Origin of the sequence: Paramylibacter ulvae (assembly GCF_014652655.1) — a bacterium.
GTDB lineage: Bacteria > Pseudomonadota > Alphaproteobacteria > Rhodobacterales > Rhodobacteraceae > Amylibacter > Amylibacter ulvae.
Genome location: NZ_BMZF01000007.1, coordinates 41,461 through 63,115, shown reverse-complemented (window position 1 = coordinate 63,115; position 21,655 = coordinate 41,461). Strand labels below are relative to the sequence as shown.

General features: G+C 49.6%; 19 protein-coding genes. 13 read left to right on the top strand and 6 right to left on the bottom strand.

From position 1 onward, the window contains the following. Positions 1–81 precede the first annotated feature (81 nt). Genes IE094_RS12100 through IE094_RS12080 form a run of 5 tightly spaced genes read right to left on the bottom strand, consistent with a single transcriptional unit; the run spans position 82 to position 4,653 of the window. On the bottom strand, positions 82–381 hold the full coding sequence (locus IE094_RS12100) for a DUF4387 family protein (RefSeq protein WP_189640966.1): 300 nt from the start codon (positions 379–381) through the stop codon (positions 82–84). Continuing rightward, positions 374–1,726, bottom strand: coding sequence for an acyclic terpene utilization AtuA family protein (locus IE094_RS12095; protein WP_189640965.1), 1,353 nt, complete (start codon positions 1,724–1,726; stop codon positions 374–376). The genes IE094_RS12100 and IE094_RS12095 overlap by 8 nt, the downstream gene beginning before the upstream one ends. Positions 1,727–1,730: 4 nt before the next feature. Further along, positions 1,731–3,236 (bottom strand): tripartite tricarboxylate transporter permease, encoded by a 1,506-nt coding sequence (locus IE094_RS12090; protein ID WP_189640964.1) that lies wholly within the window; start codon positions 3,234–3,236, stop codon positions 1,731–1,733. An 8-nt stretch (positions 3,237–3,244) separates the two neighbouring features. Continuing rightward, the gene (locus IE094_RS12085) at positions 3,245–3,685 is read right to left on the bottom strand and encodes a tripartite tricarboxylate transporter TctB family protein (protein ID WP_189640963.1); all 441 of its coding nucleotides are present in this window, start codon (positions 3,683–3,685) and stop codon (positions 3,245–3,247) included. Beyond that, positions 3,685–4,653 carry a Bug family tripartite tricarboxylate transporter substrate binding protein gene (locus IE094_RS12080; protein ID WP_189640962.1) on the bottom strand — a complete coding sequence of 323 codons (969 nt, stop codon included), beginning with the start codon at positions 4,651–4,653 and terminating at the stop codon, positions 3,685–3,687. Before IE094_RS12080 ends, IE094_RS12085 begins: the two co-directional genes overlap by 1 nt. A 102-nt stretch (positions 4,654–4,755) precedes the next feature. Between IE094_RS12080 and IE094_RS12075 the strand changes: the two genes are divergently transcribed. From IE094_RS12075 to IE094_RS12020, 12 genes are all read left to right on the top strand, one after another. Beyond that, on the top strand, positions 4,756–5,424 hold the full coding sequence (locus IE094_RS12075) for a response regulator transcription factor (RefSeq protein WP_189640961.1): 669 nt from the start codon (positions 4,756–4,758) through the stop codon (positions 5,422–5,424). Next, a complete protein-coding gene (locus tag IE094_RS12070) occupies positions 5,421–6,794 on the top strand; it encodes a sensor histidine kinase (RefSeq protein WP_189640960.1) in 1,374 nt (457 codons plus the stop codon). Before IE094_RS12075 ends, IE094_RS12070 begins: the two co-directional genes overlap by 4 nt. Beyond that, a complete protein-coding gene (locus IE094_RS12065) occupies positions 6,764–7,807 on the top strand; it encodes an ABC transporter substrate-binding protein (protein WP_189640959.1) in 1,044 nt (347 codons plus the stop codon). Before IE094_RS12070 ends, IE094_RS12065 begins: the two co-directional genes overlap by 31 nt. A gap of 90 nt (positions 7,808–7,897) precedes the next feature. Next, positions 7,898–8,647 carry a DUF1523 family protein gene (locus IE094_RS12060; protein ID WP_229802306.1) on the top strand — a complete coding sequence of 250 codons (750 nt, stop codon included), beginning with the start codon at positions 7,898–7,900 and terminating at the stop codon, positions 8,645–8,647. Positions 8,648–8,711: 64 nt separating this feature from the next. Beyond that, complete coding sequence (locus tag IE094_RS12055) at positions 8,712–9,851, top strand: sterol desaturase family protein (RefSeq protein ID WP_189640958.1); 1,140 nt, start codon at positions 8,712–8,714, stop codon at positions 9,849–9,851. 89 nt (positions 9,852–9,940) lie between these two features. After that, positions 9,941–11,782 (top strand): dihydroxy-acid dehydratase, encoded by a 1,842-nt coding sequence (gene ilvD, locus IE094_RS12050; RefSeq protein ID WP_189640957.1) that lies wholly within the window; start codon positions 9,941–9,943, stop codon positions 11,780–11,782. A 76-nt stretch (positions 11,783–11,858) separates the two neighbouring features. Then, positions 11,859–13,775 carry a TRAP transporter permease gene (locus tag IE094_RS12045; protein WP_189640956.1) on the top strand — a complete coding sequence of 639 codons (1,917 nt, stop codon included), beginning with the start codon at positions 11,859–11,861 and terminating at the stop codon, positions 13,773–13,775. Between the two features lie 17 nt (positions 13,776–13,792). Continuing rightward, positions 13,793–14,815, top strand: a complete 1,023-nt coding sequence (locus IE094_RS12040; protein ID WP_189640955.1) for a TAXI family TRAP transporter solute-binding subunit — start codon at positions 13,793–13,795, stop codon at positions 14,813–14,815. Between the two features lie 48 nt (positions 14,816–14,863). Further along, complete coding sequence (locus IE094_RS12035) at positions 14,864–16,525, top strand: sulfatase-like hydrolase/transferase (protein WP_189640954.1); 1,662 nt, start codon at positions 14,864–14,866, stop codon at positions 16,523–16,525. After that, positions 16,512–17,003 carry a hypothetical protein gene (locus tag IE094_RS12030; RefSeq protein ID WP_189640953.1) on the top strand — a complete coding sequence of 164 codons (492 nt, stop codon included), beginning with the start codon at positions 16,512–16,514 and terminating at the stop codon, positions 17,001–17,003. Before IE094_RS12035 ends, IE094_RS12030 begins: the two co-directional genes overlap by 14 nt. Beyond that, positions 16,996–18,036 (top strand): glycosyltransferase family 2 protein, encoded by a 1,041-nt coding sequence (locus IE094_RS12025; RefSeq protein ID WP_189640952.1) that lies wholly within the window; start codon positions 16,996–16,998, stop codon positions 18,034–18,036. Before IE094_RS12030 ends, IE094_RS12025 begins: the two co-directional genes overlap by 8 nt. A 215-nt stretch (positions 18,037–18,251) precedes the next feature. Further along, complete coding sequence (locus IE094_RS12020; RefSeq protein ID WP_189640951.1) at positions 18,252–19,736, top strand: inorganic phosphate transporter; 1,485 nt, start codon at positions 18,252–18,254, stop codon at positions 19,734–19,736. A gap of 91 nt (positions 19,737–19,827) precedes the next feature. Here the strand turns inward: IE094_RS12020 and IE094_RS12015 are convergent, their stop codons facing one another. Then, positions 19,828–20,784, bottom strand: a complete 957-nt coding sequence (locus IE094_RS12015; RefSeq protein WP_189640950.1) for an alpha/beta fold hydrolase — start codon at positions 20,782–20,784, stop codon at positions 19,828–19,830. An 87-nt stretch (positions 20,785–20,871) separates the two neighbouring features. On the opposite strand from IE094_RS12015, the gene IE094_RS12010 reads away from it, so the two are divergent. Then, positions 20,872–21,585 (top strand): helix-turn-helix transcriptional regulator, encoded by a 714-nt coding sequence (locus IE094_RS12010; protein ID WP_189640949.1) that lies wholly within the window; start codon positions 20,872–20,874, stop codon positions 21,583–21,585. Positions 21,586–21,655 lie beyond the last annotated feature (70 nt).

The following is a 21,655-nucleotide window of genomic DNA, read 5'->3' as shown; positions in this document are numbered from 1 at the left end:
ATACTCCGAAATTCACAAGAAAGTGACAAAAATAGGCAGGTTTGACCTGCCTATTGCGTGATGATGCCCATAAAAATGCTGTTAAACGGGTATTTCGGATATCAGCGCCGCCCAAGATGCACCGTGCATATCCCGATCCGCCATTGATCCTTGTATTTCTGGGCGTGGGAGGCTGAATTTTACCACGTTTAATTCAGATAGATCGAAGCGCTTCACAACGCTTTCGTTCACCCGGAAAACATCCGCGATTGTTTTGGTGGGCAACGATGATACTACCTGCTCATACGCCTGTGGTGTTTCGCAGAATATATCCACCGTCAACCAAAACGGCCCGGCATTTTTAGAACGAACTTTACCAACTATTGATCCAAGATTAGCCAATGTCGTGTACCTCCAATGCGAATGCATCCATGGGATCATCCAATGTCATGATATGGTTCAGGCTGAACGTATAAATCGCGCCGCGGCTGATTTCTGCTGGCGAAAAAGGAAACGCAAATGTTGGTTGTTCCTCTGATTGCGTAAGTGGGTGGTGCAACAAATAGGGGTTCAGAATTTTGCCAATCTCATTGGCCAATGCATCCGTTGATGCGGTCACAATTCCCAAAACTCCAATTTCCACGGCATCAACACTGCGGGTTTCCAACGTGCCAAAGCTGGCGTTTTCACCAATAAGACGCAGCTCGATATTGAAATCCGTTGGGTTGAGGTTTAAACGATCCGCCACCTTGGCGCTGCATTTTTCGCCAATGTCATCGGCCCATTTTTGTGCGTTTTTCACATAATGTGAATCGCGCAGCAAAACCAGCGATATGCATTGATACCCCGCCAATGACGCGCCTTCCAATTTCACGGTATAGGGTGCGGTTGTCCATTTGGAACCCGTGACGCGCACGGATGTATCATCCAGCGCCACATATTTTGCATCTGTCACATCCAGATACCCACCGGGTTCATACAGGATATTGGGATCACTATTTTCATATAACATATGGGCGGAAACGGTGTGCGGCGATGCCTTGGCGCCATCGGCAAGTGGGGTCACGGTGAAACCGTCACCGTCAAAATCAATCATGATCACGCCCGATTGTGGATTGGTTGCGCAAAGCGCACCACATTCACCAATCTTGGCACCGTGCCACGCACCGCCCGCATGGGCACCCTGCATTAGTGGCAACGCGGCGATGATGGCGGTGTCTGTAGTGCGACCCGCGATAATCACATCAGCACCCGTGTTAATTGCCGCTTGAATTTGTTCGGCACCCGCAAGGGCGACGATATTGGAACATCCTTGGATTGTATCACGCGTAATTTCGGGGGCGTGTTGTAACGGTGTTACGCGCCCGTTTTCAAACGCGTCGGCGATATTGGCAGGGTCTTGAGATGATCGCAACACGGCGATTTTAATTGACTGACCCAATTCATCGGCGATATCGCGGGTGATATCCAGCATCCAATCAACGGTGCTGTCCGCACCACAAGTGCCAGCCGTGCCGATAACCAAAGGTATTCCTGCCTTGGCGCGCGCTTCCATCAATCCTTGCCATTCAACCTTGGTCGATGATCGCGAATATTTGGACATGCCTTTACCCAAATACGCAGGGCCCGAATCCGTTGAACCGCCATCAATGGCAATAATGTCTGGTTTCATATCCAACCCGCGCATCAGAGCGGATTGGTCATAGTTTAATCCAAGAGCACCCGAAGGCACCAATACTTTGGTCATAGTTTTAATCCGTTATACGTTGTGGTTTTTTCAAAACGCTGCGCAGGAACATCGGCGCAACAAAGCCTGCGATTGCCGCGAGCCAGAGAACGATTGCAATCGGCGTTGAAAACAGGAATGTCACATCGCCATCGGATAATACCATCGCACGGCGAAGTGCGTCTTCCATATTGCCACCGAGCAGAATGCCAAGGATCACGGGCACGGTTGGAATATCCAATTTGCGTAACACATATCCCAAGACACCAAATGCCACCATCAACAGCAAATCGAAGTAACTGCCAGATAACGAGTAGATACCGACAAACGAAATCATCGTCACACCGGGCAACAGAACCCATGCGGGCACCTGCAACACGCGTACAAATATTTTCACCATGGGCACGTTCATCAGCAACAGTACGATGTTTGCGATCAACAGGGATGCGATTAATCCCCAAACGACCTCTGGTCGATCAGTGAACAACGTAGGGCCAGGCGTGATATTAAGGGTCATCAATAACGCTAACAACACCGCCGTTGTACCCGAACCCGGAACACCCAATGTTAACATCGGTACCAATGCACCACCTGCGGCGGCATTGTTGCCTGCCTCTGGTGCGGCGATACCTTTTGCTACACCTGTGCCAAAGCCCGCATTTTCACCTGCGATTGATTTTTCGGACATATAGGCAAGAAAGCTACCCAAAGATGCGCCCGCACCGGGTAAAATGCCCGCGATAAACCCAACGCCACTGGCGCGCAGCATCGTCCATTTTGTAGCCAAAATATCAGGCCATGGAATGCGAACCTTGCCCAATTTTACACCAATGGCTGATCCTTTACCGTGGCTTTCAATGAAAAAGAAAACTTCGGCGATGGCGAATAAACCAACGATGGCGACGAGAAAATCAATGCCATCCATCAGGTGCAAATTGCCTCCCGTCAATCGCGGCATACCAGAATTGTTATCAACGCCGATCATGGCGATGCCAAGCCCGATACATGATGCAATTGCGGCTTTGGCTTGGTTATTGGACGCCATGCCGCCAAGCGTGCAAAAGGCCAACAGGTAGAGCGCGAAATATTCCGCGGGGCCAAATAAATAAGCCACACGCGCCAACATTGGTGCGAGCAACATCAACCCGATGGTCGACAAGAATGCACCCACAAATGATGCCACACCCGAAATCACCAACGCATCACCCGCACGGCCAGATTTTGCCATGGGGTACCCATCAAGCGTTGTCATCAACGCAGGTTCATCACCCGGAATGTTAAGCAAAATCGACGATATCCGCCCACCATACATCGCGCCGTAATATACCGCCGTCATCAGAACCAATGCCGATGTTGCATCCAAGCCCAATGTGAATGTGAGCGGAATCAAAATAGCCACGCCATTTGATGGGCCAAGCCCAGGTAATGCACCGATAATTGTGCCCAAGAAACAGCCAACAATCGCCAGCATCAATGTATAGGGCGACAATGCCACGCTGAAACCCAGCGCGAGATTTTCAATAATTTCCATAACTTACCCTAACCGATCAAAAATTTGGGGAATGCGATCAATCCCAAGCCAAGCGCGAATTTGAACAAAATGAACAAACCAACCGAAAGACCAATACCAGACAGAACCGCTGGTTTTGGACGCGGTGAAATTTGATAACTTAAAATCCCTGCTGTAATCGCGGTTGGAATAATAAACCCGAGTGGTTTGAGTGCATATGCATAGGAAATCAGAACCAGCATGGCGAAAAACAATGCGCCAAACGTGGGTTTGTCAGGCCATTCAGGATCGGGATCTGGGCGAAATATCATCACAAGGCTGCTGATTGCCGCGACAACTCCGATCATAATGGGGAATGTTTTTGGCCCTACTGGGTCCGCGAGAAAGCTGGTCTGTATCTGTGTGGCGCTTGCGATGAACGCAAGCGCCGCCATGAGTACGACCAGACCAAAGATCCGGTCACTGGCCATTATTGAATCACCCCAAGGTCTTTGGACATTTGGGCGATTTCAGCAACCAATCCATCAACGTATGATTGGAAATCGCTACCAACTTTGGTGAATGGTGCCAAACCGTTTGCGGCCATGGCTTCTTTCCATTCTGCGCTGTCCGCAACCATTTGCAGTTTTTCTGCCCATGAATTGAATGTTTCATCGCTGACACCGCGTGGGATATACATGCCGCGCCAGTTTACCGCGACAACATCAAAACCTTGTTCCTTAGCTGTTGGGATATCGTCAAAGCCGGGGACGCGTTCATCGGTTAAAACCGCCAATACGCGCACTTCGCCAGCCTTTAGAAAACCAACGATTTCTGACATGTCGCCTGTCATTGCTTGTGTAAAGCCACCAATGGTCTGTGTGATCGCATCGGCGCCACCATCAACTCCGATGTATTTAACTTTGGCGATGTCTGTGAAATCGGCACGTTGTAAAATCATCAAAGGTTTGATGTGATCGAAACCACCCACGGCGGAACCGCCTGCGAATGCAACTGAACCGGGGTCTGCTTTGATTGCGTCAATCAAATCGTTCAATGATTGAAATGGGCTGTCTTTGCCAACAACAATCACGCCTGGATCTGCGCCAATCGCGCCAACGAAACGTACCTGATCAGCGGTCATGCCAGCGTATGCGTTTTGTGCCAAACGCGTTGATGTGGCGGATGATGCTGCGATGATCAAATCATCATCGGTGTTGCGTTCATTCACCACGTGAGTGTAGGCAAGCCCACCACCAGCGCCCGCCATATTTGTTACTTGGACAGGTTTATCAACCGCGCCGATATCAAACATGATTTTACCGATTTGACGGCACGTGAAATCCCAGCCTCCACCGGGGTTCGCAGGTGCGATACATTCAGCGGCAGATGCAACACCTGTTGCGCCAACCGTAATTGCGGCACCCGTAATGAGCGCCTTGAAAAAGCGTTTTGTCATATGTTCCTCCCATTTGACATGCGGGGAAATCCCCGAACATTATGCAAACAGAATACACAAAGCTGACAGCAACCTGTCACGCGAATTTTTTGGGGGCAACGCTTGCGATTTTTACTGGTAGAAGACAATGCACAATTGGCCAAGGCTGTGTCGGATCGTTTCGCACTTGATGGGCATGCCGTGGATCATGCCGCCGATCTGGGCGATGCGCAGGCATTTATTGAAACAACAGATTACGAATTGATTTTATTGGATATTATGCTTCCAGATGGAGATGGTCGCGATTTTTTGCGCCGCCATCGTACCAGCGAAAAACGCACGCCGGTGATCGTGATGACCGCGCGCTCACAAGTATCGGATCGTGTCAGCTTGCTGGATTTGGGTGCGGATGATTATGTCACCAAGCCGTTCGATTTTTCTGAATTAGAGGCCCGCTGTCGCGCCGTTTTACGCCGCCAAGGTGGGGTGGCGCACAACAAAATTGAATTCGCGGGCGTCATACTTGATTCGCTTGAAGGCACGTTAAACACGCAGATCGGTGCGGAAACATTGCGCAATCGTGAATTGCGGTTGATAGAAATATTTTTTGCGGCCCCTGGCCAAATATTTGCGAAATCACATTTGATGGATCGTTTGTTTTCATTTGCCGAAGATGTATCAGAAAATGCGATCGAGGTTTATGTTGCGCGACTCCGTAAAAAATTGTCTGGCACCGATGCCAAAATCGAAACTGTTCGTGGATTGGGATACCGATTGGTTGATCAATCATGACATTGCGTTTTGTATCGGGTTCAATGCGGGGGCGATTGGTTATACAGCTTGCCTTGATTGCCGCGTTGTTATCCTTGGTTTTGTTTTTGGTTGTGCGCACGGTTGCGGAACGTGCGGCGGCGGATACACAGGATAATATTTTACTGGCGTCTGCCACTTCAATTTCCGACGCGCTCTATACCGAACGCGGGGCGGTGCGATTGGAATTGCCATATTCTGCATTATCAATGTTGGGTTCCATCAGCGAGGATCGCGTGTTTTACCGTGTCGCCGTTGGTGGGGAAACATTGACGGGTTATGATGATCTACCGTTACCGGTGTCAAATGATGCCAATCAATTTGATACATATCGCTACAAAGGTGAAACCGTGCGTGCGGTTGCGTTGAAACGCAATTTTAGCACGGGAAATCATTCGCGTGATGTGACCATTGTGGTTGCACAAACGCGCCTTGGGCTCGCCGCGATTTCATCGCGTATCACCAATACGGCGATGGCGATCGGTGTGATTTTTTTCCTGCTGGCAACGGGATTAAGCCTTTGGGCAGCGCAATCCGCACTTGCCCCTTTAACACGCATGGCGGGCGCAGTCACACGCCGTGGGCCAAGCGATCTGCGCCCTGTTGTTGGAAAAACGCCCGCCGAATTGGCGCCATTGGTGGAGGCGCTCAATTCATTCATCCTGCGCCTGAAGGCATCGTTAAACCGATCAGAGGACTTCATCGCAGAGGCAGCGCATCGCGTGCGTACCCCGCTTGCAACCGTACGCACACAGGCCGAGGTGGTACACCGCAGCCTAAATCAATCGCAAAATAAAACGGCATTGCGTGAAATGATCCGCGCTATTGACGAAAGCTCGCGGTCGGCGGGTCAATTGTTGGATCATGCGATGGTGAATTTTCGCACCGATCAATTTGAAACGGCGCAATTGGATTTGGTTGAATTAGTCAAAGAAACCACGGACCGTTTATCACCCACGGCAGGGTTGAAGGATATCGGTATCAATGTCGCCCATGACATTCCTGAATTCCCGTTTTCAGGGGATGCTATTTTGTTGCAAAATGCGCTGCGCAACATTTTAGATAACGCGATCAAATATTCACCCGCCGACAGCATCATCACGGTTAATATGACCAGTGACCCTGAATACCAAATTGCGGTGATTGATCAGGGCAGGGGATTTCAGGGCGGCGATGCCCAATCATACTTGAACAGGTTTTCACGAGGTGAAAACGTTGATGATGTTGTGGGATCGGGTTTGGGTTTGACCATCGTTCAAGAAGTTGCAGTCGCGCATTTTGGCCGTGTCGAAATTCAAAACAACCAAACAGGGAGTGGCGCATGCGTATCATTTATCTTACCGCGTGGTTAATTGCACAGATGATTTGTGCGACATTGGCCAATGCCTTTGAAATAGAAGAACAGAAACTATATAAATCGCCCACAGGAACGGGTAATTTGCACATTATTTCCACCGCCGATATCTCCTCGTTTGAACCAATACTCTTGGCTTTTCAGGAGGAAAATCCAAACATTGATATCGACTATGTGGTTGCAAGCAGTGCGCAAACAATGGCGGCGATCCACGATGAACGTGCGCCATTTGATTTGGTCATTTCATCAGCGATGGATTTGCAGACAAAATTGGCAAATGATGGTTTTGCCCAAACATATGTTTCATCCGCGACAGACAGTTTGCCATCATGGGCAAAGTGGCGCAATCAAGTGTTTGCGTTCACCCAGGAACCCGCCGTGTTGGTTGTGTCGGAACACGCATTTCGTGATCTGTCGATTCCCAATACCCGCGAAGAATTGATCGAATTACTGCGTGATAATCCGCAAGAATTTTGGGGTCGTGTTGGCACATATGATGTGCGCACATCGGGGTTTGGATATATGTTGGCCACGCAAAATTCACGCAATACGGATTCTTTTTGGCGATTGACCGAAGTGATGGGTCGATTAAAGACACGGCTTTATTGTTGTTCTGGGGAAATGATTGATGATGTTGCATCTGGGCGGTTGGCGATGGCTTATAACGTATTGGGCAGCTATGCCGAAAAACGATTGCAGACAATGGACGGTGTGAAAATCGTGCCGATGCAGGATTTTGTGTCGCTGATGTTGCGTACATCAATCATCACTACCAATGCTAAAAATGCGTCTGCGGCGAAACGTATGGTGGATTTTTTATCGATGATGGAAACGCGCCCAGAATTAAGTGCGGCATCTGGGTTGCCTGCGGTTCAACGCCTTGAAACGACGGCGGCAAAAGGGTTGCGCCCCATTCGTTTGGGGCCAGGGTTGTTGGTGTTTTTGGATCGGCTGAAACGAGAAACATTCATCCGTAATTGGCAAAATTCCATCGTACAAAACAACCCATAGCCACACAAACCAAGGTTGCTGAAAACTTGCACCTAGCAGGTTATAACACGACACCCTATATAAGGGCTAGCACAGTAAAAGGATCACGTGATGCTGAGTACAATTGCCTATAGCCTGTTCGTTTGGTCGCCGTTGTTTTTGGCGTTGTTATTAACGATCATAATGTTGCGCAAAATCATGCCAGCATTTATCAAAATCTGGCTGGTGAAATTGGTCGCCTATTCTATGATCGTGTCCTATGCGGTGGGTTTTTTGCATTATACATTACCCCAACGCGACATTGTTTTGGTGTTGGATGCCTATGAAAAACGTATGGATGTTTCCAGCAATTCCATGTTCTGGGGCAAACAGGACGCGGGCACAATCCGCCAAGACACACGCGATGTGCGTTTTATCGACACTGAAATGCCAGACGGAAGTGTGATGGTTTATCGCAACGAAGATACAGGATTCGGCTGGCCGCCCTATTTTAAGTTCGACAGCTCGGATTTAAGTGCGAAGGCAAAACAGCTGGTTTCAACGCGAGACAATCCAAAATGGGTAGCTGTGCGCCATTACGGTTGGCGCAACACGGTGTTTTCACTGTTTCCAAATGCAACGTCGATGAAACAGGTTGATGGGCCAGATGTGAATTTGATCCCGTGGTTCAACATTATTTTCACGATCATATTGGCGCTGATTTGTTTGGGCATTTATCGCCTGATGCAATTGTTCAAACGACGCCGTATCGATCCGATGGTTGATAGCGTCGAGGATGCGTGGGATGACGTTTCTGAAACTACGCATAGCATGGGTGATCGCGTGCGAGGCTGGTTCAAACGGCTGGGTGGTGGTGCATAGTTGATTTTGCCAAATCAATCATGCAACCTGTGCGTTCAATTGCATTACAGATGTTGGATTGCCCATGTCATTGATTAAAAAATTTGTAGCGGCCTTGGAAAAACCACGCGCCGAACGCCCGTTTGGAAGCGGTTGGTTATCGGGCACATTGTCCTTGATCTGTGGCGTGGCGGCACTGGCGCTTGCCATCGTGTTGCGATATCCACATTTGTTTTCCACACCCGACTTGGCGGTCATTCACGAATTTATCCCGTTTCGCGTGGCCTTTCAAATATTCATCGTGTTTGGCTATGTCCTATCATTCACATCCCTGATTTTAAGCCGCAGTTTCATGTTGTCATCGGTCGGATTTTTTCTGGTGGTTGCGGCGTCATTGATCCAAGGCCCCGCTGAATCTGGGAGCAGTAGCATGTATTTCGGGCTCGATTTTTTCGTGCTCAAGGTTCTGACCGTGGGGATTTTGTTCCTCCCGCTGGAACGCATGTTTCCTCATGATCCCGATCAAACGGTGTTGCGTTTTGCATGGCGCGAAGATTTCTTTTATTTCGCGGTCAGCTCGTTATTGGTGCAGGCGTTAAACTACCTTACCCTTGCCCCATCAGAGGTGGTGAATAACAATTTCGACATCACCGAAATGCGCCATTACATATTCACATTGCCGCTGTTCATTCAGGTGTTCCTGATTATGTTGGCCACGGATTTTATGCAATATTGGCTGCATTATGCGTTTCACAAGGTGCCGTTTTTATGGCGGTTCCATTCGATCCACCATTCCACACAACAGCTTGATTGGATCGCGGGCGCGCGGATGCATTTTTTCGAAATTGCGGTGCTGCGCTCGGTTACGGCATTGCCGATGCTAACGCTTGGCTTTGATCCTGCGGCGATTCAGGTTTACTTGATTATCGTCTATTTTTATTCCGCGCTGGTGCATTCAAACCTTGGGTTTAACCTGTCGTTTATCGAACGCTGGTTGGTGACACCGCGGTTCCATCATTGGCATCACGGATCGGAACGCGAGGCAATTGATATCAATTTCGCAATCCACTTTCCGCTGTTTGATTGGCTGTTTGGCACGTACCACATGCCAGAGGATCGCTGGCCCGATAAATACGGTGTTGCGGGTGAAGACATGCCCAAAGGCTATTTCAAACAGTTCCTGCATCCGTTCCGCGCCAAGAAAAAACTACCACCAGCAGAGTAATTGTTCACGTTTGGCTGTACAGGGCTAGAAATCCGCCGCTGTTGCTGGCAAAAGGGCGAAACGAATTTACAGCACAGCAGGATAGCCAGATGATTCCTTATCGTTCCAGAACAACTACACATGGTCGCAACATGGCCGGTGCGCGCGGTTTATGGCGTGCAACAGGCATGACAGATGATGATTTTGGGAAACCGATTATTGCTGTGGTGAATTCATTCACGCAATTCGTGCCCGGTCACGTGCATCTGAAAGATCTTGGTCAATTGGTTGCCGGCGAAATTGAGGCCGCAGGCGGTGTTGCCAAAGAATTTAATACGATCGCTGTCGATGATGGTATCGCGATGGGGCATGATGGGATGCTGTATTCCCTGCCTTCACGCGAAATTATTGCCGATAGTGTGGAATACATGGTGAATGCGCATTGCGCCGATGCGATGGTGTGTATTTCCAACTGTGATAAAATCACGCCCGGTATGATGATGGCCGCGATGCGCTTGGATATCCCTGTGGTATTCGTGTCTGGTGGCCCGATGGAGGCTGGCAAAGTCGATATCGATGGTGATCTGCGCAAGGTCGATTTGGTTGACGCGATGATCGAGGCGGCCAACCCCGAAATGTCCGATGCCAATGTCCAAGCGATTGAAGAGGCCGCATGCCCAACATGCGGGTCATGTTCTGGCATGTTCACCGCCAATTCCATGAACTGTCTGGCAGAGGCTTTGGGCCTTGCCCTTCCGGGGAATGGTTCAACATTGGCGACACATTCCAAACGCGAGGCATTGTTTCGTGAAGCGGGGCGTTTGATCGTTGATCTGACCAAAGATTATTACGAAAACGGTAACAAATCCCGTTCTGCGCGTGGCATCGCCACAAAGGCGGCGTTTGAAAATGCGATGACCATGGATATCACCATGGGGGGTTCCACAAATACGATCCTTCACCTGCTTGCAATTGCGCGCGAAGGCCATGTTGACTTTACCGTGGATGATATTGATCGCCTGTCGCGCTCAACCCCGTGTCTGTGCAAGGTTGCACCAGCCATTGCCAACGTCCACATGGAAGATGTGCATCGCGCAGGCGGCATTTTTGCGCTGCTTGGTGAATTGGATCGTTGCGGTTTGTTGGATACATCTGTGTCCACCGTGCACACACCAACATTGGCGCAGGCCATCGCAAAATGGGATGTGAAAATTTCCAATGATGCAGCGGCGCATGATTTGTTCCTTGCCGCACCCGGCGGCGTGCGCACTACACAAGCATTCAGCCAGTCGCGCCTGTACAAAGAATTGGATACAGATCGCGAAAACGGTGTGATCCGTGATAAAGACCATGCGTTTAGCCAAGACGGTGGTTTGGCCGTTTTGTTTGGCAACATCGCCCAAGAAGGCTGTGTTGTGAAAACCGCAGGTGTGGATGACAGTATCCTGAAATTCAGCGGCCCCGCCATCGTCTGCGAGAGTCAAGACGAAGCAGTGAACCGTATCTTGAACAAAGAGGTCGCCGCTGGTGACGTGGTGATCATTCGTTACGAGGGCCCACGCGGTGGCCCTGGCATGCAAGAAATGCTGTATCCAACATCATATCTAAAATCCATGCGCTTGGGCAAAGCCTGTGCATTGATCACTGATGGTCGCTTTTCGGGTGGTACGTCTGGCCTGTCCATCGGCCACGTTTCACCAGAGGCGGGAGAGGGCGGCAATATCGGCCTGATCGTTGAGGGTGACATCATCGAAATCGACATCCCCAACCGTACCATCAATGTGGCACTTAGCGATGCAGAACTGGCCGCACGCCGCGCCGAAATGGAAGCCAAAGGCGACGCCGCTTGGAAACCAGCAGAGCCGCGCAAACGCAAAGTTTCACGCGCATTGAAAGCATACGCATCATTGGTTGCAAACGCATCCCAAGGTGCGGTGCGTTTGGACCCCTAGTCTGCATTGAAACCAATTCCCGCTTGCAGCGCAACTTGCCATAGGCCAAGGTTGTCGTATGCAACGGGAGGGGCAGATGAATATCACGATGGCAACCAATGCCATGTATCAATTGTCAAAATGCGTTGCTGCGGTTCTGACAGTGTTTGCAATCTATGTCGCAGGGTTTGGTGTTTTTGACACGGTCATCGTTTATGGCACCACCGCCGTTTTGGGCATGGCCACAGCGTTGTTGAACTTGGCGGCAACAGGGCATGCACAGGCATCGATCGCTGGCAAAAATCTGCCTCATAACAATGTCACCAATATTACTACTCATCTGTTCATGTTGGTGTTGTTCATCATAATCAGCGCACGCTGGATCGCGATTATGGCGGCCCAAGAAGACAGCTTTGTCTTTATTGGCAATATCGACATGGCGCTGGCTTGGGTGGCCTTTGGCTTGATCGGTTATGTGACCTATCGGTTTTTTGGCACACCAATGGTCGTGGTTTATGGCGCGGTTTTGCTCTATGCGCTGGCGCCTGATTGGATGGGTGGTGCGGGGCGCGATTGGGTTAGCATCGCTGATCGCATGTGGTTTTCCACCGATGGTGTTTATGGCGGCCCGTTGCAAGTTGTATCCAGCGTGGTTCTGGTTTTCATCGTTTTTGGCGCGATATTGCAAGCATCGGGGGCGGGAGAGACCCTGTTGAAAATTGCATTCGCGGGTACTGGGCGATTTGCGGGTGGCCCTGCACATGCCGCAATTGTTGGGTCGGCACTATTTGGCACAATGTCCGGCGCGGCGGTGGCCAATGTTGTATCCACCGGTGTGTTCACCATTCCAATTATCAAACGCGCAGGATTCAAACCAAAATTTGCAGGCGCGGTCGAGGCGGCCGCATCAACGGGTGGGCAAATCATGCCCCCTGTGATGGGGGTGGTTGCCTTTATCATGGCCAAGGTGACGAATATTTCATATTTGCAAATTGTGCTGGCCGCAATTTTACCCGCCGTGTTTTATTATATCTCTTTGTTCATGGTGGTTCTGGTCGAGGCCCGCAAACAAGGCATTGGTGCCACACCGATTGAGCTGCGCGAAAAATTGGACCGTATGGATTGGGTGAAATCCATCGCGTTTTGGGTACCATTGATGGTGATCATTGGGGTGTTAACCACGGGGCGTACGGCGCAAAATGCTGGATTTTATGCGATGTTGGTTGCGCTGATTTGTTGTCTGATTTTGTTCAAACAGTTTCGCAATCCCGCCGCGTGGTGGGATGCGATGGTGCGTGCAGGCATGACATCGGCGAGTTTGATCGTGATTGTAATCTCGGTCGGGCTGGTCATTGGCATTGTGAATATGACGGGGATCGGATTGGCCTTTGCCGATGCCATTCGCGCCGCATCGGGTGGCAGCCTGTTTTTTGCGCTGATCCTTGTGATGCTGGGCTGTTTGGTGATGGGGATGGGCGTGCCATCGGTGACGGCCTATCTGATCTTGGCGCTGGTGATGGGGCCTGTGTTGGAACAACTGGGTCTTCCAAAGATTGCCGCGCATATGTTTATGTTGTATTTTGGCGTGCTGTCGGTCGTAACACCCCCCGTTGCATTGGCTGCGTTTGCTGCCGCTCCGATTGCCGGCGCACGCCCGATGGAAACGGGATTTACCGCTGTGCGTTTGGCAATTGCGGGGTTTGTGATCCCGTTTCTGTTTGTCTATCGCCCTGAAATTTTGCTGATTGAAAACGATTTTTCTAGCATAGATCAATATTTCACGCTGTTATACGCCACGGTCGGTTTTCTGATTGGCACTTGGTTGATCGCAACCGCATTGGCGCGGTTTGAACGTGCACATCTGGCACATTGGGAAACCGTTTTGCGTATAATCGCGGCAATTCTTATTTTTTGGGTGAATCCGTTGATGAATATCGCAGGAATTATTTTGGCGATGGGCGTTTTCGTGTATCACTATAGCCAAAGCGCAAAACAAGATTCAAAAATATCATAATGACGTGGGAGAAGTCGATGAAACGATTAATAAAAATAGCGGCCACAGGGGTGGCAATTGTTGGAATGGCGGCGGCGTCATTCGCGGGTGAAAAGGTGCGCATGGCAACAATTGCGCCTGGATCATCGGCCTATTTGGTGATGACAACCATGGCATCGAGCGTGAATGGCGCGCAAGATAAATATGACATCACCGTTGATGCAACGGGTGCGGCCACCAAACATATGATCGAGGCGGCACAAGGCAAACTTGATATCGTGATGGCATCACCTGCAATCATGGATTTCATGGCCAATGGCACAGCAATGTATGGTAGCCTGCCAAACGCGCCAGAATTGCGCGAAAACCTAAGCCTGTTGTTTTGGTTCCCCTATGGCGCGTATCATACGGTTGTTTACGCCGACAGCGGCATTAACACATTACAAGATATCAAAGGTAAGCGCGTGTTTTTGGGCCCTCCTGGTGGAGGCGCATATAACACCGCTGCGGGTTGGATTAAGGCGACAACGGGTTTCGAAGCAGGCACAGATTACGAAGCGGTCAAAGCATCATGGGGAACCGCGTTGCAAGGGTTCCAAGATCGTCAGTTTGATGTTTACATCAACGGTGGCATCCCGCCATTCCCACAGATTGAACAACTGGCGTTAACATCGAACCTGCGCATTCTCGGCCTGTCCAAAGCAAACGCAGATGTCGCATCCGTGAGCGGTGGCGGCATTCAGGCCGCGACAACCGCGCTTGGGCGATCAATGGATGTGATCCCAGCAGGAATTTATGGAAATACAGTGCAATCCGATGGCGATGTTTACACCGTTGGATCACTGGTTGGCGTGGTTGCACGCAACGATATGTCCGAAGATGCAGTTTACGAAATCACCAAATCATTTTGGGAAAGCCTTCCTGAAATTCGCAAGACGGCGCCGTATATGAACGCGGTCAATCTTGATACAGCGTTCAGCGCGGATAACGTGAAATTGCACGCAGGTGCGTTGAAATATTACCAGCAACTGGGTGTACGTATCCCAGCGGCATTGCAATAATACCGTCGTGGCGCGCAGAACTGCGTGCCACATATCAAACGGCACAAAATGACCGACGCGAAAAAAAATATCCTGTTTATTATGTATGATCAACTTCGGTTCGATTATTTGTCATGTGCGGGTCACAAAACATTACACACCCCGAATTTTGATCGGGTCGCCCAAATGGGTGTGCGGTTCACACGCTGTTACGTTCAATCGCCCGTGTGTGGCGCATCAAGGATGAGCTTTTACACAGGGCGTTATTGTCACAGCCACGGTGCGCAATGGAACGGGCATCCGTTACGCGTGGGCGAACATACGCTGGGTGATCATCTGCGCAAATTGGGTATGGGGTGCCATTTGATTGGCAAAACCCATATGCGTGCGGATAAGGATGGTATGGAACGGTTGGGAATGTCAGAAAGCTCGGAAATCGGGCTGCGCCAATCCGAATGCGGGTTCGACAGTTATATTCGCGACGACGGTTTATGGGCACAAGGCCCCGATGGGTTTTATGATGAACGCCGATCCCCGTATAACGAATATCTGAAATCCAAGGGGTACGAGGGGCAGAACCCGTGGCACCATTTTGCCAATTCTGGCGTGACAGATGACGGGGAAATCGCCAGCGGGTTTTTGATGCAAAACGCAGATATGCCTGCCAATATCCAAGAAGAAGATTCCGAAACGCCGTGGTTAACATCGCGCACAATTGATTTCATATCGGAACAATCGGGTGATCAACCGTGGTTGGCGCATGTCTCCTATATTAAACCGCATTGGCCTTATATTGTGCCAGCACCCTATCACGACAAATATGGGTGCGATGATATTCAACCGCTGAACCGCGCTGATGGTGAATTGAATGATCCCCATCCCGTTTATGAAGGTTTTACCAGCAATGGTATCGGCAAGGCGTTTCACCGCCAAGAGGTACGCGATGTTGTGATCCCTGCCTATATGAGCTTGATCAAACAATGTGATGATCAATTGGGGCGATTGTTAAAATTTCTGGAAGACACGGATCGCCTTCAGGATACGATGATTGTCATCACATCCGATCATGGCGATTATTTGGGCGATCATTGGATGGGGGAAAAGGATCTGTTTCACGATTGTTCGGCCAAGGTGCCCTTGATCATCTACGATCCGTCCCCTGATGCGGATGCAACACGTGGTACCACTTGTGATGAACTTGTCGAGGCGATTGATTGCACCGCGACATTCATCGAATACGCGGGTGGCACCGTGCCCGATCATATTGTTGAAGGACGATCACTATTGCCGTTTTTACATGGCGAAAAACCTGATGATTGGCGCGATTTTGCGATCAGCGAATATGATTATGGTGCAACAGCGCTTGCTACTAAATTGGGAATGGAACCACGCGATTGTCGTTTGTTTATGGTCGCGGATAAAAACTGGAAAATGATGCATGCAGAGGGTGGATTACGCCCGATGTTATTTGATTTGAAAAACGACCCTAAAGAGCAAAACGATTTGGGCGCATCGGATGCGCATCAGGACGTGGTTGATTTGATGTACCAACGTCTTGGACAATGGGCGCGACGCATGTCGCAACGTGTGACAAAATCCGAAGATGACATTCGCAATATGCGTGGGCGATCAAATCGGCGTGGTGTCTTGCTCGGGCTTTATGATGGCACAGAGGTGGACGCAGAACTCTTGGTGAAATACCAAGGAAAGGCTCCCCGTGCCAGCGATTGATATCGATTTTGATGCGTTCAAAACTCCAACCGCGTTGATGCCAGATGTGTTCTTGGCATCTGGTGTGCGGTTTGCGTTTAATGAAAAATCCGCGATGAAATTGACGGCGCATTCGCAACGTATCGACGACATTGAAACCCTAATTATTCGCGGTGAAAATCGTAGTGTTGACGATTGGTTGGGGTTGGAGATTGATATTCCAGATTTCTGGCAATCAGTTGATGTTAATTTTCGATATGCCCCTGCTGAACGGATATTTCCGCGTATCTATTACAAAACCAACGGTCGTGGTCACGCGTTTGATGAACCAGACCGCGCCGCGCCAAGCGATTATGCTTCTTTGCGTTTTTCACGCGCACGGTGGTGTGCATTGGCAAACATCACAACACTTGAAAATGCGCGGATGTCGTTACTTATGCCTGCGCGGGAATGGTTTGTGTTGGGGTTACGGGAAATTTCGGGGACTGTTGATGGCTGAAATATCATTTCTGTTGCCGGTTCATAATGGTGGACAGTTTTTGCGCCAAACCTTGGACAGCTTACTGAGCCAAGATTTCAGCGATTACGATATCCACATTATTGATGATGGATCAACCGATGACAGTGCCCAGATTATTGATGATCTGAACAGCGACAAAATTCATTACAATGCACAACAAAACGCTGGGCTCGTTGCCGCGTTAAACAACGGATTGTCGCGGCTGGATTGCAAATATGTGGCGCGCATTGATGCGGACGACATTTGTTATCCCAACCGCCTGTCGCGCCAATTGGATTATTTGCAATTCACGCAGGCTGATGTGGTGTCGTGCAAGGCGGTGCATATTGATGAACTGGGGCATCCGCTGGGCATTTCGGGGGTCAGCAATGTGTATGATCCCGATCCAGACTGGCTCCCGCCCAAAGAACCCTATCTTTCACATCCATTCATGTTTGGTCGATTGGAAGTTCTGGCGCAAACGGGTTATCGCGATGCGCATTTGTCCGAAGATGCGGATTTATGCTGGCGGCTATCTGAAACCCATCGGTTGGCGGTGCAAAACGCGATCCTTGGTGAATACCGCCTGCATTTAAATAGTATCAGCACAATGGATGTGACTGCGGGTAGGGTTCAAGCATTTTATGCTGCACTCGCCGCATTGAACGCCAAACGCCGCGCGCAAAATCGGGTTGAATGCGCATATGATAAATCACTGGCGCAATCCAAACAGGCAGCAACAGATATGGATGGTTTGGTCGCATTGTTCACCGACCACTTGGATGCGCGCGAACAAACATACCTGCACGCGGCGGCGTGTATGAAGTTGCTTCATCTGGCGCGATGGCGTGGATACGCGATTACAATGGATGATGTGATGGCGGCAAAACGTGCGGTGAAACGTGTGAAACCATTATCAACTGAGATTGCCCAAGACACCGCACAGATCATCGCCGAAGCAGAATTGAAATTGTCCGAAAACGAAACGCCACAACGTTTTTCGTCACGCTTGGCAAAGATCTGGTCAAGGTGAAATGGGTTTGTGATTTGTTGATGCCTAGTGTGGTATCGATAAATACCAGATCATTTTTGAACCACACAGTATGAAAAATTTGTTGGCAAAATCGAAGCAAACCCATTGCTTTATATTTTTGTCACATAACTGTTACATAAATTTTATATATGACACCAGAATCGACTGACCGATGGCAGTGGGTTGAACGTAAATAGAATTGAAAAGGCCACGCCATGGTTAAGCAACCCCGCCCCAATAAAACGCTCGATCGTGATTTGAAAACACGCGTTTATCTGGAACAAGCAACCCTCGAAACCCGTCAACAATTTTTAGCGCCGTCCATCGGATTTGCATTTGTCGTCTTCGCGGGTCTGGTTGCGAGCCTGATTTTGGGTTGGAGCTCTGAAAGTTATATCATTATCGCAGCCGCTGCCTTGGGTGCGTATATGGCGCTGAATATTGGCGCGAATGATGTTGCCAATAATGTTGGCCCCGCGGTCGGTGCTAACGCATTATCAATGACAGGGGCATTGATAATCGCCGCCGTTTTTGAAAGTGCGGGCGCCTTGTTGGCGGGGGGCGATGTGGTTGGAACGATTTCCAAAGGTATCATTGACCCATCTGCGGTTGCCAGCCCAGAGGTGTTCATTTGGGCGATGTTTGCCGCACTTATTTCTGCGGCTGTCTGGGTGAATATGGCAACATGGATCGGCGCGCCCGTTTCAACGACCCATTCGGTGGTTGGTGGTGTCGTGGGTGCCGGGGTCGCGGCCGCAGGGATCAGCGCCGTTAATTGGCCAACCATGGGACAAATCGCAGCCAGCTGGGTTATTTCACCCCTGTTGGGTGGTGTCATTGCCGCGATGTTTTTGTGGTTCATCAAATCGAACGTATCAGATGCCAAGGATAAAATGGCAGCAGCGAACCGCTGGGTCCCCGTTTTAATCGCGATTATGGCAGGTGCATTTTCAATCTATTTGGCGGTCAAAGGATTAAAGAAAATCATCAAGATCGATTTGGAAATTGCGCTTTTGATTGGTTTGGGCATGTTTGTGGCATCCTATCTGATATCGCGCCCGATGATCCGCCGCCAATCTGCGGGCAAGCCAAATGACAAAGAATCCGTGCGCAGCCTGTTCACGGTTCCATTGGTCTGTGCTGCTGCGTTGTTGTCATTCGCACATGGTGCCAATGATGTTGCCAACGCCGTGGGGCCGCTTGCCGCAATCGTTCACACCGCTGAGGCCGGCGAAGTGGTATCAAAGGTATCAATCCCAATTTGGGTTATGATTGTGGGCGCATTTGGTATTTCATTCGGGCTCCTGCTTTTTGGCCCAAAATTGATCCGCATGGTTGGTGAACAAATCACCAAATTGAATCCATTGCGCGCCTATTGTGTGGCCTTGTCTGCCGCGATTACAGTGATCATCGCGTCGTGGTTGGGCCTGCCCGTAAGTTCGACACATATCGCCGTGGGTGCCGTGTTTGGTGTTGGTTTTTTCCGCGAGGCTTATTGGCGTTATACAACCAGCGACAAAAAAGTTGATCGCATGATCGCACAAGAGGCTGAAAAATTGGGGAGCAAGAAACGCAAACACCGCAAACTGGTGCGTCGTTCGCATTTCCTAACAATCATTGCCGCATGGGTTATCACAGTGCCAGCAGCAGCACTCATTTCCGCCATCGTGTTTTATATCCTCAATGGGCTGAGCACGTGATGCAAACCCACAATGTGAACGTGCTCTGCCAACCACATGCTGTGATGCGTTTGGGTTGGCAGCATTCTCGATGACCTTTGGAACGGTTGGCTTAGTTATTGCTGACCTCGCCGTTATCAATCGACAACCAGTCCAAGATCGCGCGCGTGGTTTCTTCGGGCATTTCTTGTTGAATCCAGTGACCACAATCTAAACTGATCACATCCACATTTGGTACGAATTGTTCCAAGCTTTCGGATTTTGGGATCGTGTCTCTCTCACCATAAATCATCAGCGCTGGTTTGTGGATGATCGGGTCCACATTTGCCAATATCTGCCAGTTGCGATCCAAATTTCGATACCAATTGATGCTGCTGGTAAAACCAGTTTCCTTAAACGCATTGATAAAGACGGCCATTTCATCATCGCTCATAATCGGTGCCCCCACGGGGTGTTTTGCGCAAGCGAGATTGATCATCATCATACCTGGCTCTGGCGGTGTCTCGTCGTGGTTTTTTCGAAATAAATTGCGCAGGAACTGTGCGATGTTTTGATCCAATATGGCATCTGCAACCCCCGGGCGGCGGTTGAAGTGCACAAAATAATTATCTGTGCCAAATATCGCCTCCATAAATTCGATCCATGGGATTTCTGTGCGCACTTGATAGGGCAAAGCCAAATTAATAATTTTTTTAACGCGATCAGGATGCAAAAGCGCCATGTTCCAAACGACATTGGCACCCCAGTCGTGACCTACAAATATGGCATCATCGTAACCAAAATGATCGAGAATTGCGGCCAAGTCATCAGTCAGGTGGATGATGTCATATTCAGTGATCTCTGTTGGTTGTGATGACTTTCCATAACCTCGCTGGTTTGGAACAATCACATGAAAGCCCGCAGCGGCTAGCGCTGGTATTTGAAAGCGCCACGAAAAGGCGTGCTCTGGCCAGCCATGGCACAGAACAATTGGATTGCCTACATTCTGTTGCCCCGCCTCAAAGACTTCAATCGCCACGCCGTTCACTGAAACAAGCGTTGATTGGGGAAAGTTAGTGATATTTGTCATGTCCATGTCTCCTTGTTGAACTGTTCCTCAATCGATTAAATTAAAAAGGTGACAAAAACTGACACCTTTGTGATATGGATTGTTTTTATGAATATTCGCTTCCGACAAGACGCTATCGTGCGTAACCTGCGCCGCAATGGGATGACAACAATCGCGATGTTGGCAAGAGATGTCGGGGCGTCAAGGCGCACTATTATACGTGACATCGCAACATTGCGGGACGAGGGATATGTTATTTCTACAGAACAAGGGCGCGGCGGTGGGTTAACTTTGGATCCACAATCAATTCAGACCACGCCACGCCTGTCTGTTGCCGAAGTTTTCGCGCTGATCATTGGTGTTTCAAGCATACGTGCTGCTGGGAACCTGCCGTTCTCAAGTCTCGCCGACGCTGGTCTTGCAAAAATAGAGAAGGCGCTTCCGTCTGACAAAATCCGTGATTTACGCCGCTTTTTGGATTGCCTTTATGTTGGGCCTCTTGCACCGCAGGTTGATATATCCAATTTAGGAGAGATGGACACAGCGTTGCTGCCTGCATTTGAATCTGCATTTCTTAATCAACTATTTTTACGATTCCAATATCGTGATGTTAAAGGGGTGCAAACCGACCGGCATGTAGAACCACAAGCAATGCTGATTTTGCCACCTCTTTGGTATTTGGTTGCTTGGGATCCGTCACGCCAAGGTTTTCGCCATTTCAGAATGGATCGGATAAGCAAACCTGCATATGTGAACGGAACAACATTTCGCCGACGATCTGTTCCCTTTGATGCCGGCGTCCATCCAGTGCGAAAATCATAAGCAAGTTTGTACTCATCCACGACATCAAAAATTTTGTATTTTTTCCCAAACACACTCGCGCTTCATTGAA

Coding starts and splice junctions, on each gene's coding strand:
- IE094_RS12085 (WP_189640963.1), bottom strand. CDS start 3,685: ATGGCCAGTGACCGGATCTTTGGTCTGGTCGTACTCATGGCGGCGCTT.
- IE094_RS12055 (WP_189640958.1), top strand. CDS start 8,712: ATGTCATTGATTAAAAAATTTGTAGCGGCCTTGGAAAAACCACGCGCC.
- IE094_RS12045 (WP_189640956.1), top strand. CDS start 11,859: ATGAATATCACGATGGCAACCAATGCCATGTATCAATTGTCAAAATGC.
- IE094_RS12020 (WP_189640951.1), top strand. CDS start 18,252: ATGGTTAAGCAACCCCGCCCCAATAAAACGCTCGATCGTGATTTGAAA.
- IE094_RS12040 (WP_189640955.1), top strand. CDS start 13,793: ATGAAACGATTAATAAAAATAGCGGCCACAGGGGTGGCAATTGTTGGA.
- IE094_RS12015 (WP_189640950.1), bottom strand. CDS start 20,784: ATGACAAATATCACTAACTTTCCCCAATCAACGCTTGTTTCAGTGAAC.
- IE094_RS12090 (WP_189640964.1), bottom strand. CDS start 3,236: ATGGAAATTATTGAAAATCTCGCGCTGGGTTTCAGCGTGGCATTGTCG.
- IE094_RS12010 (WP_189640949.1), top strand. CDS start 20,872: ATGAATATTCGCTTCCGACAAGACGCTATCGTGCGTAACCTGCGCCGC.
- IE094_RS12060 (WP_229802306.1), top strand. CDS start 7,898: ATGCTGAGTACAATTGCCTATAGCCTGTTCGTTTGGTCGCCGTTGTTT.
- IE094_RS12095 (WP_189640965.1), bottom strand. CDS start 1,726: ATGACCAAAGTATTGGTGCCTTCGGGTGCTCTTGGATTAAACTATGAC.
- IE094_RS12025 (WP_189640952.1), top strand. CDS start 16,996: ATGGCTGAAATATCATTTCTGTTGCCGGTTCATAATGGTGGACAGTTT.
- IE094_RS12080 (WP_189640962.1), bottom strand. CDS start 4,653: ATGACAAAACGCTTTTTCAAGGCGCTCATTACGGGTGCCGCAATTACG.
- IE094_RS12070 (WP_189640960.1), top strand. CDS start 5,421: ATGACATTGCGTTTTGTATCGGGTTCAATGCGGGGGCGATTGGTTATA.
- ilvD (WP_189640957.1), top strand. CDS start 9,941: ATGATTCCTTATCGTTCCAGAACAACTACACATGGTCGCAACATGGCC.
- IE094_RS12065 (WP_189640959.1), top strand. CDS start 6,764: ATGCGTATCATTTATCTTACCGCGTGGTTAATTGCACAGATGATTTGT.
- IE094_RS12035 (WP_189640954.1), top strand. CDS start 14,864: ATGACCGACGCGAAAAAAAATATCCTGTTTATTATGTATGATCAACTT.